Origin of the sequence: Flavobacterium sp. LHD-85, from assembly GCF_030929595.1 — a bacterium.
Lineage (GTDB): Bacteria > Bacteroidota > Bacteroidia > Flavobacteriales > Flavobacteriaceae > Flavobacterium.
Genome location: NZ_JAVFVR010000010.1, coordinates 182,789 through 195,235 on the forward strand (window position 1 = coordinate 182,789; position 12,447 = coordinate 195,235).

Sequence of the window (12,447 nt, forward strand, 5' to 3'; positions counted from 1 at the left end):
AATATTTATTTTTTGTAATTATATATATTCTCGGAAAGTAAATTACCATCCTTATCTTTAACAAATTTTAGTCTCATCTCATCATCATATTCATAATATGAAGTCATCCCTTTTACGTCAGTAATACTTGTTACACCAATTAAAGGATCATAAGTATAGGTTGATACAAAAGCATTTGGCAATGAAACTTTAAGGTCATTCAGATCTTTTCTTAATAATTGTTCTTTACAATTCTCTGACCTGCAGTTATCATTATCTGCATCCGAACGTGCTTGAAGGTTGGCTATAGTTTGTGGAGAAATAGCTGAATATGCAATATTTTCAATCTTTGCAATTGGTTGTGTTTTATTATATCCCCAAATAATAGATACTGGAGCTCCTCCGTCTGGAGTGTATTGCAAAACATTACCTTTTTCATCATAAAGGTCATATATGACCTTTATGTCAAGATTTAAATCTATTTCTGATGAACCTTTATTAGCATAAACAGTTTTGGGAAGAAGTAAATTATTTGTAGAAACACTCTTATCATAATTTGTCAATTGCTCAGTTATTTTAGTACCGCCTTTAAGCACTTGTGTATTCAAAGGAATTCCAATCATGTTGGCTGCCTTCAATTCATTTATAAAAGGTCTGCCTGAGACTTGGGCATCTTGTGCATAAAAATATTTGGTTTCCATAGTTTCTCCAATTGAATTTGTTGTCGTTTGAGAAGAAAGCTGAAGATGCAGAGGATTATTATAATTGAAATTTGTTATACTAACAACCTTTCCTGTCAAATTGTTTGATGAATTATAAAAATAACTGGTTTTTTCAGATGCCTTTTGGTAGTACCATAAGAGAGGTACACTAAATCCAACGGGTTCAATACTTTGTAAAACCTCTATACCTCCATCAAGAAAGTAAGGGCAAAGTGGGGTAAAAGGGTCTGAAGGGTTTTCACGAATATTTGTTGTTGAATTGCGAAACATCTTAAAACCAACATAAAAAGAAGTATTAGAAGCATCTTCAAAATATGTGTTTTTTTCTTCTTCAACTATATAATTAGCTATTCCAATTGTTTTGTATACTTTTTTTGAGAGAACCTTTCCTCTTTTCCATGTTGTAGAAATTTGCACCGCAGGACTGCCCAGAGGAATTTCATCTCCTCCTATAGTAAATTCATATTGCGTATAACCATTATTGCTTTGGTTTTTGGTGTCAATCTGTTTTTCTTTTACATATCTATAAACAACAGAATTACCTTCTATGCCAAACCTTGAATTTGAAGATATACTATAGGTACGCTGATAATTTAGTCCCGGTGCGCATAGTGCCCCTTCAACCTCACATGTATAGTAATTATAATTACTAAAACTCTTTGTTGAAAATGTAGAGGTCATTTCATTGATAAGTTTCCCACTAGTGTGAGTTGCATTTGTTAGGTCGGAATAATCATATTCTTTTTTTAAGATTAACGAATTATCGCTATCATAATTTTCAATATTTTTAATTCTTAATCCTGCACCTAAAACATTTTTAGGAGTAAGATCTTTGTTTACATATTTAAGCTGTAGATTATTAATACTGTAGTACTGTCCATACACTTCAACTTCAATTGTGCCAGAATTTGGCAAGAAAAGCGATTCATTATATGCCTGCCCTACCAATCTTCCTGAATCATAAACTATATTTGACCCCGAAATTACTCTCACTCTTGCATAATGATATTTGAGTAAAGTAGGATTATCGCCTTGTGGCTTAACTAGCGTAAATGTCAGAAGCGCCGAAGCATCAACTGCTGTATAAGGAATCGAAACATAATTAACGCAATCTGCTGGATCTGTATTCAGACAGATTGTGCCATCATCAGGACCTGGCCCTTCTTTTACCGGTACTGTACCTCCTGTACCTTGTATTACACTGCTATTTACAATTACAGGAACATATTGGTTTAAAACATCAGGTCCATAAAATTGATTGTTCTCATAATTAAATCTGGTCCAGCCTTTTGTGCGATAGTGTATTTCTTTTAAAATTCCTGCTTGTATATACAATGTGCTAACAGAACGATCTGCTTTACCCACTTCAGTTGGATAAGGTGCAGAAAGATAGTGTTTTGGAATTAGGTCCTGATTATTAGTCAATCCGTTATTATAACCATAATAATCCTGTCCTTTTGATATTTTGCTAGGTACTGAAACGGTCGAATAAACAAATTCCGATTCATTACTTCCAAATAGATTCAATACACGATCCAGTTTTAATCTTTTATCATTGTATGTACTGCCTCCCGCGTTGAAATAAGAATATTCAAATGTATATCCTTTTAAATTTTCAAATCCTTCAGGTGTCATCTGCTGAATTTCAATTTTACTTAAATAGCTATTTGCATCTCCATTAAATAGATCTTGTCTGCCAAGATTCTTTGTAAACAAAATTCTGGATTTGCCCTCATTAAAACTGATTTCTTTTATTTTTTTTAAGAATGTTTCCGTATTGCTCTTTTCGTCAACTACTGCACCTATCTGGCTTGTATTAATTGGAGTAGTACATGTCGAACCATACGTAGTTTTATTTGTTATGTCAACTTTTTGAGAAAAACTTTTATCATTTAAAACACCATCGCTTTGATAAACAAAACTTATTTTATTATTTGACGGTGTTTTAATTTCATCAACATACCAAGCGCTAATGTAGTAATCGCTATGAGTCATAGCTCTTACAGAGTTTTCAGTTGTATTAAGAGTGTAAATATTACCCTGCTTATCCGTTATTTTAAACTTTAAATTTGATCTATCTGGTCCAACAAGCTCTACTTTAAAAGCATCAGGCGGAACTGTAACAACCTCATTATTTACAAAATTCTTAATGTAAAAACTTCCATTTACAGTTGGTGATGAAAAAACATACATATCCTTAACCCTTGACTTATCAAGGTCTGGAGAAATCGAAGCAATTGCTTCATGCTTATAAGGATGAAGTTTAAAATAATTAATAATACCGTCATCATCTGGGATTTCGTCAACATAGGCATTATTCTCATCAATATCATCTCTTGGACTCAATACTACCTGTGCACCAACATTTAGATTCCAACCTAGACCAACCCAAGTAGATTCTTGAGTAACTTTTATTCCAGAAGCATGATAATCCAAACTAATTGGCATTTTAAAATCTCTCGTATCAATAGTGTATAAGGGGATGGAAATGCCTGGAACACCAGTAGACATATCAACGGGATATTCACCATATTTTAAAAAGGCTGCCGCTTCTGGAGATTTTGGAACGAAATCTGGAGTTGGAGAACTATTTTCAGTTTGTGCATTGAGTTTTAAAGAGAAAATAATCAGTAGCATGAAATATGATGCTAAATTAAGTCTTTCTGCTTTTTTGTTAGGTTTTAAATGCTTCATTTTTATTTACCCGTTATTCTTTTAATTACTTTAACCGATTCGGTTTTAACATCAGTTTTAATAACAATAATGTAGACCCCTTCTGCATACCTGCTTAAGTCTACTGGAACTGTTCTACTTGAGATTGCAAAACTCTGCAATGTGCGTCCTAAGATATCAACCACACTTGCTGTTCCTTGTTTATAATCATAGCCGATAATGACATTTGTATATGTTGACACCGGATTAGGAATAGCTTCTATACTTGCTTTGATTTTTTCTACTTTTGCTTTATCCTTTAACTTAACAACCCAAAAATCATTAGATCCAATATTAGAATTTTTATCTTTTGAAGAACCTGAATTTGAAGTCCCAGCCATAAGGTATCCGCCGTCTCTGGTTTCAATCAGTTTACGAAGGATGTCTTCGCCACCGCTTCCGACGCTTTTATTCCATACTTCATCACCTTCTCCACTGATTTTTAAAGCTATGTAATCGTTTATGCCGTCTTTTTCTTTGGCAACCATTCCGACTGCTTTCGATACTAAACTCCCTCCTCCCGATTTAGGACGTGAGTTGCGTGCATGTCCTCCAATTAAGTAAGTGTTATCATCATTTTCAACTAATGAGGTTAAAATATCAACTTTACCAAAATCAAAAGTCTTACTCCATACTACTCCTCCTTCTTTATCCAATTTAAGAACCCAGTAATCTGTTCCATTGGCAACAATTCCACCTTCCGTTGTCAATGCATTTGAGCTATTTGAGTTTCCCCCAAGAATATATCCTTCATCTTTGGTCTGATGAATTACATAAGGTTGGTCATCACCATCTCCGCCATAAGTTTTCTGCCACTGAATTACTCCTGTATCATTTATTTTCAAAACCCAATAATCGCCAACACCTTTATTTGTTTCTGTTTTATCACCCGAAACAGGAGAATTAGAATATCCTGCAAGAATATAACCATCATCCAAAGTCTGTTCCATACTTCTTAAAACATCAGAATATTGGCCTCCATAAGTTTTTTGCCATTGTAAAACACCTTCCTTGTCTAATTTGACAACCCAGTAATCCATGCTTCCTCTGCACTTTTCAGATTTAGAATATATATCTACCGCAAAAGAGGTTTCGTCTAGTTTTGAAGTTGAAATCGAATTTGGGCTTGAACTTGAAGATCCTCCAAGAATGTAACCGCCGTCTCTTGTCTGAAAAGCACATAGCAATTCATCCTGGCTATTTCCACCTATAGTTCGCTGCCATTGTTCGTTTCCTGCTGCATTTAGTTTTACGACCCAGAAATCTGCAAGGCCTTTACAGTGGTCTTTTTTCTGAAAGCCCTTTGAAGAACTAGAAGTTCCGGCAAGAATAAATCCTCCGTCTCTAGTGTTTTTAATGCTTTGAAGAAAATCAAAGCCAGAGCCTCCAATACTTTTTTGCCAATCCAACTCTCCATTTTCTTTCATCTTCCAGACCCAAAAATCTAAGTCTCCATGATTATCATCATCCTTATTGCCAGTTTTATTTGAAAGCGAACTTCCAGCTAAAATGAAACCATAATCAGCTGTTGGTTGAGCATCAAAAAGATAATCAGCATGTGTGCCTCCATATGACTTTTCCCAAAGAATATCTTGAGAATAAGCAATAAAAGGCAATGAAAAAAGTAGCAGTAGGTAAAGTATCCGCATATGCATTTTTTTTATAAATTTGAGGTTGTTACTATAATGCGGGCGAAAATAATTCAATAAAATAACTTTTTATTACGTCTTTCCGTAAAGATTTAACCTTTGTTTAATTTTTAACAGTTTAACAATAGTAAAAAAAACTCTTTCTTTATATCTATCAGTTACAAATACAAATATAAAGCATTGAAATACAATATCTTAAACAAAACAAAGAGATAGATAGTTTCATAAAAATTTATACAAAAAAAATATAAATTCTTCAACATTTTTTCTAGTTTTAAATTGAAAGATGAAATTGCAATTCTATTTCAAATCTTTATTGGTAATTTTACGAAGAAGAAAGAAAGAAAGAAAGAAAGAAAGAAAGAAAGAAGCCAAAAACATGTATAAAAAAGCCCTTCAACCATTAATAGATAATTCTACAGTAATTCTAATTATGGGTACTATGGCGGGTGAACAATCTATTGCCAAGCAAGAATATTATGCAAACCGAGGAAACCTTTTCTGGAAAATTCTGTTTGCTATTTTTGAAGAAGAATTTAGCACTTCTTATGAAGATCGGAAAGCACTGGTCAAAAAATATAACATTGGTCTTTGGAATGTTTTACAAAGCTGTAAAAGAGAAGGAAGCAGCGATGCTTCTATTACGGAAGAAACAATAAACGATTTTGAAAGTCTGCATGAACAGTTTCCAAATATCAAATATGTCTTTTTTGAAAGCAAAGCCGCAGCAAAATATTTTCAGAAACATACTTTGCCACAAGAAGGAATAACATATATGACTCTTCCCTCTACAAGCGGACTAAATGCGGGTTTATCAACGGCAGAAAAAAAGATGCAATGGAAAGCCGTATCACAAATAGCACTTTCAAAAAAAATACAAAAGTAATTATCTATTTCTCATAATGTAAAAAAGTATTTCTTCTTCTAATTCTCTCGACAGATTTTCAAATTTCATTCTGCGTCGGAAATTTTTTTCACTTCTACCTTTATAAAGTTCTGTTTTAGCTGTACTTATACAATACGCATCACAAATAACTTTAAATTTTTCGTCGAGTATGTACAATTCTTTCATCGAGTCAAAGTATGCTGCAAACTTCACATTATACAATTCGTCAGGAATAGCGGCCATAGGTTTAGGTGTATTTAAATTAATACTATAATTTACCTTAAAGGTTCATAATACAAATACTTAATTTTAAGCACTTAGAGTTTCAATTCGATCTTATCTCTACACATATCAAAAGACGGTGTCGATAAGGTTATTTAAAATTAAAATGAAAAACTTTAATCTTTTTGTTTGAACCACTTGAAATGGTTTCAGTTTATAATCTGAAACCAGAAATTATAAAATGAACCCTGAGCCGTTAAAATGAAACATGCCTAATTTTAGATGTTTTTACATCATATATGCAAATCTGTACCTCATCATTGTTGGTTAGCATTTTGCAGTAAGCAGCACATTGCTATCCGATAATAAATAAGGAGATGTTTTAACCTTATTTACAAACTTGCATTATAATTCAGATATGTCAACAATGCTTCAACTGATTTTTGAAAGCCCTTTTTATGATTTTTTTGAAACTTTAAGTCTTAAAATTGTTAATTAACACAATAAATATAAAAACACGTAATACTACTTATAGTAATATTCCTATATATTAAATAAATTTACATCCCTTTTAATTACAAGCCACAATCATCAAAATATCTTTAATTCTGTTTTTAATGATGGTGCCAAAAATGAGTTTGTTAATTGATTAAAATTCTATCGAATGCCAAAAACAGTTTTATAAGAAGAAAAAATGTTATTATTTATTTTTCATTTCATATGTGCTACTAGAAAATAGTACTGCATACAAAAGCAATAAACTACCCCAAAAATGCTCGAAAAAAAATCTATAGTAATTGGATGTGACGATATCGCCATACTGACTATGATATTAAGTGCAATATCAATAGTGTCGGATTATACATTTTCGACAGTTTCAGTTTCACGAGGAGTCGATTTAAAAAACACCATAAACTCTTTAAATCCCGATCTGGTGATTTTAGGATTCAAACAAAACAAGCTTGTTTTAAACGATACTAATTTCAGTTCTGATAAAAGAGATATTCCAATCTTATATCTGACTCAAAATTATGAATGCGAATCTTTATGCTGGTCAAAACAAAACATTGTTTTCACTTATCCCTATAATCAGATTCAGAATACCGATTTTTTAATCTATAGAATACGCTCTATTTTTCTCTTGAAAAAAACAGAATCACAAAATATGCCTGTCTCATCATTTGCTGAAGCGGCAATTCAGAAAAATGATTCTGATAAACTGAGCCATTATGTAATGGAATTGGATCAAAAGGTTGAAGTTCTCTTAAAAATAAAAGAACGTATTTCTTATCTCTACCCCAATGTTGATGACGCAACGAGAATTGAACTAATGTCTATTGTAAATTCTATTAAAACCGTTGCAAACGATAATAAACTTTGGGATGATTTTAAAATCTATTTTGAACAGTCAAATCCAAATTTTCTTCTGGCTCTTGCCAAAAAACATCCTTCTTTAAGTTCTAGAGATTTAAAATACTGCTGCTACATTAAAATGAATATGAGTAACAATGATATTACCAATCTTCTTGGCATCAATCAAGATAGTGTTCGAACTCATAAATATCGTTTAAAAAAGAAACTTACGCTTAAAAAAGAAGATGATATCATTTCATACTTAAGAACGGTTTCTTAAAATATCTTTCTTCATTTTCCCTTTCAAAAATTTGTATGCTTTCTTTTACCTCAGCATTACAAAAAACAATCTCATACTTTCATTTTTCTTTTCCATTCTCTTTTTTATTTCTGCAAATCTTATACTTATTCTGAAAATATTTCGACAACTATAACCATAATTTTTAGGGCTTTAAACAGCCATCTGCAACAAAGTATAGACAAAAAAAACTTTGTCTACATTTTGTCTATAAAAAACAGACAATCTCTTCTGGTTTTGTCTACAAAAAGTGCATTGCAAATTTTTCGTACAAATCTAATTCTCAGCTACTTTTACAAGTACCAATAGCTAATTTTCTAGTTATGGCACTTCATTAATTCAAAGAGTTAAATGCAATGATCAATCAGGCACTTCAATTTACGAATAAATTACTGGGACAGTTTTTAAAAAACCGTTTTGGTCTGACCGAAGACAAAACCGTCTTGAATTATCTCATTGAACCAAGCGGAACTTTGCCAAAAGCAAATCAGAACAAAGTGGTTTTGTCTCTTATAAATATTGAAAAAGAAACCAATCAGCCGTTTTATATTAGAAACCAGAAGTTAGAAAGCGGTAATTATTCGAATTTTAATCCAACGGAAAGATATAATATAGACTTGCTCATAAGCAGCAATTTTGAGGATTACACCGAATCTTTAAAATTTTTGGATGCCATAATTGTCTTCTTTCAGATCAACAATTATATAGATGCTTCATCCTCCTCTTCTATTCCAGATGGTTTGAGCAGATTAGAATTCGAATACGAAAAGATCTCTTACCATCAGATGCATAGTTTGTGGACGGCAATGGCCGCAAAATATCAGCCTTCGATTATCTATAAAATGAAACTGATAAAAGTTCAGGCGCACGAAACTATGGAAATCATACCGTCTGTAAAAAACACCAGTAATAACATTGTCAAATGATACAGAGTAATTACATAAAGATTTTTAGCATTGCCGCCTATCATACTTTTTTTGATAACGGCAAATGCAATTGTCTCCACTTTATACCGAATCATAAGACTGACAAAACATTAAAAAAATTCGGATTCAGAATGAATTCCGCTTCAAACGGATTCGATTTATATTCTAACACAAAAGCTTCGCTATCAGAATTATTAGATTATATTTCCAAAACTTCACAGCAAGATTATTTTGAGTTTGATATCAAATGCAGTAATCCAAATTTTATTCTCTTTACCACATTACCAATCAATTGGATTGGGGCTATTACATATTCGAGTCAAGATCCTAAAAACTTAAACAATAACGGTAAAATACTATTGAACCAAACTTTAGAAAACAAACCGGTTTCTTCTCATTTTGGCCATTTAAAAATTTATTTCGAAGATATACTAACCGCCAATTCTCCACTTTTTGAAATAAACTTTACTGCAAGAGCCACGCAATGGCAATATTATTTTATCAATAAAAATGCTGTACAGCTCAATAATCCTTCAATTACCAAAAAAGAAAACATACAATTTGACGGCCCTCAAAATGTGACGATTCAAACTGGAGAATCGGCATTATTGTTTACTTCCAATAAAACCTATATCACGCTTAGCGAAAAACCTAAATACAAATTTAATTTGGTAAGCAGTTCAGCATCTGCAAATCAGAATAATACAAAGCCCAAAGTAATTATAAAAGGACTTCCGTGTCCAGATGTGTCCCGAGTAGGAATTATCGAAAATAGCGACCAAAATGAAGTCGCATCACCAATGTATATCTATTTATAAAAAACTATTAAAAATGAACACTAAAAACTAAAATCAATGAATTTATCTACCATTCAAACTCCTGGTGTTTACATTCAAGAATTAAATGCTTTTCCTAATTCAGTTGTTGGAGTTGCTACGGCTATACCAGCATTTATAGGGTACACACCACAGGCCGCATACGAAGGAAAATCGTATACGAATGTGCCAGTAAAAATCACATCTTTTGCTGATTTTCAGGCTTTTTTCTGTTTGCCGGATCCACCTGCGCCAGCAAGTCCATCTAAGCAATACAGTCCTGAATACTATCTGGTCGCAGAAAAGAGTCAGCCCCTAAAGGGAGACTACATGCTAATTGCGGGAACGTATTATTCAATTGTTCCAGATCCTAACACGGTTTATTATTTATACAATAGCGTAAGGCTGTTCTATGAAAATGGCGGTGGAGATGCTTATATTGTTTCTGTTGGTTCTTATGGCCCTCAATCGCAAAAAGCAGGAACTCCTGGCATTCCGGTTGTAAATCCAAATGTACAGCTGAATGATTTGACAAAAGGTCTTTCTCTATTGTTAAATGAGCAGGAACCAACCATGTACATTTGTCCCGAAGCTACTTTGTTAAGCGTAGAAAACAATGGAACTCTAATGCAGTCCATGCTTCTTCAAGCTACACAAATGCAAACTGCAATGTGCTTGTTTGACATTATTGGCGGTGACGCTCCAGATCCTATTTTGTATACGGAGGATATTACCAATTTTAGAATGAATACAGGTTCTATGGGGTTAAACTACGGAATGGCGTATTATCCTTTTGTAGGAACTACCATAATGCAAACTTCTGACATTGATTATACTAATTTGTTTGGAGGAGATTTGAAACAGCTAGAAGCAGTTCTTAATCCGCCAAGTGCTCCTAACCCAGCCGCTGCATCAATTATTGCCAATATTCAAAGTCCATCAAGCACTTTGACTGTAACACAAAATCATAATGCATTGCTTATTGCCAGTCAAACTTACTCTCTGATGATTAAGCATATTTTGGCCGATGCCAATATTCTTCCGCCAAGTGGAGGTATGGCAGGAGTTATTACGACTGTAGATAATGCTGTTGGTCCATGGGAAGCTCCTGCAAACACTTCTTTTGTTGGCGTATCATCATTACCCATTTCTCTTTCTGAAAGCCAGCAAGCCAATTTAAACGTTGATGCCGTTTCTGGTAAATCGATTAACGCCATTAGAACATTTAATGGTCTAGGCATTTTAATCTGGGGATCAAGAACGCTAGACGGAAACAGCCAAGATTGGAGATATATTCCGGTGAGAAGAACCATGATCTTCTTAGAGCAATCTTGTAAACTGGCAGCTCAGGCTTATGTATTCCAGCCTAATGATAAAAACACTTGGGAAGCTGTAATCTCTATGATCAGCAGTTTTCTTAGTTCGATCTGGAAACAAGGAGGTTTACAGGGAGCTAGTGCTTCTGAAGCCTTTTCTGTAGCCTGCGGATTAGGTTCGACAATGACTGCAGATGACCTATTAAATGGTTTTATGAATGTAACTGTAAAAGTCGCGGTAGTTCACCCTGCCGAATTTATCGTTCTGACATTTCAACAGCAAATGGCGACTTCTAGTTAACAGAATAAAGACTCTTATAAATCACGCAATTTTTAATTTAAAAATAAAATATTATGCCAACAGATGACGGAAGCGTACAAGGCGCAACGTGGCCCATGCCAAAGTTTAGATTCGAAGTAGATCTTGGAACAGAATTGACAAAAGTAGCTTTTCAGGAAGTTACAGGAATGGATGTCGAAAATCAAATTATAGAATATCGCAAAAGTAACAGTCCTCTTTTTTCTGTAGAAAAAATGCCTGGCATTACCAAATATGGAAACGTAACGATGAAACGTGGAATTTTTGTAAACGATAATACTTTTTGGGATTGGCATCAGCAAGTCGTAATGAATACGATTAAAAGAAGAACGGTTCTTATAAAGTTATTAGACGAAAAAGGTGGTGTTACCATGCAATGGACTTTAAACAATGCGTGGCCAACCAAAATTACCAGCACCGATTTAAAATCTGACGGTAACGAGGTTGCAGTAGATACTATAGAAATTGCACACGAACAACTGATCATTAAAAATGGCGGTAAGTAATGATTATCCTGTAAGCTTTTATTTTACACTCTCTTTTGCGGGTGTAGATGCGGCTTTCAAAGAGGTATCAGGAATTTCTAAAGAACTAAGCGTAGAAGAAATTGTTTGCGGAGGCGAAAATAGATTTAAATATCGCCTCCCAACCATTTCTAACAGTCAGAACTTAGTGCTTAAAAGAGCTATGGTACCTGCAGGATCTCAGTTGGTTAATTGGTGCGCCAACTGCATCGATCAAGGATTATCAAACCCAATACAGCCCAAAAATGTGATCTTGAAATTGCTCAATGCCTCTGGTGTGGTTTGCATGCAATGGACTTTTAACAATGCTTATCCAGTAAAATATTCTGTTTCTGACTTAAACTCTCAGGAAAGCAACATTGCAATAGAATCTATTGAACTGGCTTACACCTATTTTGACATTTCTAAGGATACCAAATTTAATAAACTTTTTACGTAGACCCTTATGCCAATCGAAATTAGAGAACTCATTATCAAAACGGAAATAGTAACAACGAATGCAAAAAATTCGGCTCTGACTAAAGAAAGAGAATTATCCATTTTAAGAAAACAGCTGCTGGAAGAATGTAAAAGATTAATTGCAGAGAAAAATCAGGAGAATAGTTATAAACGGTAAGCTACAGATTTAAGGATTAAAAACAATAAATCTGCGAAATCTGCTTAAATCCATTTTAAAATCTGCGTGAAATAATTAGCCACAAACTAAGATGATTTAAAAAAATCCGC

Annotated in this window: 11 protein-coding genes; 8 read left to right on the forward strand and 3 right to left on the reverse strand. The window is 33.5% G+C overall.

Going from position 1 to position 12,447, the window contains the following annotated elements:
- Positions 1-5 precede the first annotated feature (5 nt).
- The gene (locus tag RB618_RS17110; protein ID WP_308069853.1) at positions 6-3,395 is read right to left on the reverse strand and encodes a hypothetical protein; all 3,390 of its coding nucleotides are present in this window, start codon (positions 3,393-3,395) and stop codon (positions 6-8) included.
- Between the two features lie 2 nt (positions 3,396-3,397).
- Complete coding sequence (locus RB618_RS17115) at positions 3,398-5,062, reverse strand: T9SS type A sorting domain-containing protein (protein WP_308069854.1); 1,665 nt, start codon at positions 5,060-5,062, stop codon at positions 3,398-3,400.
- A 286-nt stretch (positions 5,063-5,348) separates the two neighbouring features.
- On the opposite strand from RB618_RS17115, the gene RB618_RS17120 reads away from it, so the two are divergent.
- Entirely contained in the window at positions 5,349-5,948 is a 600-nt protein-coding gene (locus RB618_RS17120) for a DNA-deoxyinosine glycosylase (RefSeq protein WP_308069855.1), read from the forward strand.
- On the opposite strand, the gene RB618_RS17125 is transcribed toward RB618_RS17120, so the two are convergent.
- Entirely contained in the window at positions 5,949-6,191 is a 243-nt protein-coding gene (locus RB618_RS17125) for a hypothetical protein (RefSeq protein ID WP_308069856.1), read from the reverse strand.
- 751 nt (positions 6,192-6,942) lie between these two features.
- Between RB618_RS17125 and RB618_RS17130 the strand changes: the two genes are divergently transcribed.
- The 7 genes from RB618_RS17130 (at position 6,943) to RB618_RS17160 (ending at position 12,337) form a co-directional block, all read left to right on the forward strand.
- Positions 6,943-7,803 (forward strand): LuxR C-terminal-related transcriptional regulator, encoded by an 861-nt coding sequence (locus RB618_RS17130; RefSeq protein ID WP_308069857.1) that lies wholly within the window; start codon positions 6,943-6,945, stop codon positions 7,801-7,803.
- A 374-nt stretch (positions 7,804-8,177) separates the two neighbouring features.
- Positions 8,178-8,747 (forward strand): Pvc16 family protein, encoded by a 570-nt coding sequence (locus RB618_RS17135; protein WP_111364641.1) that lies wholly within the window; start codon positions 8,178-8,180, stop codon positions 8,745-8,747.
- 131 nt (positions 8,748-8,878) lie between these two features.
- The gene (locus RB618_RS17140; protein WP_308069858.1) at positions 8,879-9,565 is read left to right on the forward strand and encodes a hypothetical protein; all 687 of its coding nucleotides are present in this window, start codon (positions 8,879-8,881) and stop codon (positions 9,563-9,565) included.
- A gap of 36 nt (positions 9,566-9,601) precedes the next feature.
- Positions 9,602-11,179, forward strand: a complete 1,578-nt coding sequence (locus RB618_RS17145) for a phage tail sheath C-terminal domain-containing protein (RefSeq protein ID WP_308069859.1) — start codon at positions 9,602-9,604, stop codon at positions 11,177-11,179.
- A gap of 53 nt (positions 11,180-11,232) precedes the next feature.
- Positions 11,233-11,703, forward strand: coding sequence for a phage tail protein (locus tag RB618_RS17150; protein WP_111364636.1), 471 nt, complete (start codon positions 11,233-11,235; stop codon positions 11,701-11,703).
- The gene (locus RB618_RS17155) at positions 11,690-12,160 is read left to right on the forward strand and encodes a phage tail protein (protein WP_308069860.1); all 471 of its coding nucleotides are present in this window, start codon (positions 11,690-11,692) and stop codon (positions 12,158-12,160) included. The genes RB618_RS17150 and RB618_RS17155 overlap by 14 nt, the downstream gene beginning before the upstream one ends.
- Before the next feature lie 6 nt (positions 12,161-12,166).
- Positions 12,167-12,337 (forward strand): DUF5908 family protein, encoded by a 171-nt coding sequence (locus tag RB618_RS17160; protein ID WP_157957661.1) that lies wholly within the window; start codon positions 12,167-12,169, stop codon positions 12,335-12,337.
- Positions 12,338-12,447 lie beyond the last annotated feature (110 nt).

Bases quoted from the DNA above. Each gene is read 5' to 3' on its own strand.
- RB618_RS17110 (WP_308069853.1), bottom strand. From the start codon at position 3,395: ATGAAGCATTTAAAACCTAACAAAAAAGCAGAAAGACTTAATTTAGCA.
- RB618_RS17115 (WP_308069854.1), bottom strand. From the start codon at position 5,062: ATGCGGATACTTTACCTACTGCTACTTTTTTCATTGCCTTTTATTGCT.
- RB618_RS17120 (WP_308069855.1), top strand. From the start codon at position 5,349: ATGAAATTGCAATTCTATTTCAAATCTTTATTGGTAATTTTACGAAGA.
- RB618_RS17125 (WP_308069856.1), bottom strand. From the start codon at position 6,191: ATGGCCGCTATTCCTGACGAATTGTATAATGTGAAGTTTGCAGCATAC.
- RB618_RS17130 (WP_308069857.1), top strand. From the start codon at position 6,943: ATGCTCGAAAAAAAATCTATAGTAATTGGATGTGACGATATCGCCATA.
- RB618_RS17135 (WP_111364641.1), top strand. From the start codon at position 8,178: ATGATCAATCAGGCACTTCAATTTACGAATAAATTACTGGGACAGTTT.
- RB618_RS17140 (WP_308069858.1), top strand. From the start codon at position 8,879: ATGAATTCCGCTTCAAACGGATTCGATTTATATTCTAACACAAAAGCT.
- RB618_RS17145 (WP_308069859.1), top strand. From the start codon at position 9,602: ATGAATTTATCTACCATTCAAACTCCTGGTGTTTACATTCAAGAATTA.
- RB618_RS17150 (WP_111364636.1), top strand. From the start codon at position 11,233: ATGCCAACAGATGACGGAAGCGTACAAGGCGCAACGTGGCCCATGCCA.
- RB618_RS17155 (WP_308069860.1), top strand. From the start codon at position 11,690: ATGGCGGTAAGTAATGATTATCCTGTAAGCTTTTATTTTACACTCTCT.
- RB618_RS17160 (WP_157957661.1), top strand. From the start codon at position 12,167: ATGCCAATCGAAATTAGAGAACTCATTATCAAAACGGAAATAGTAACA.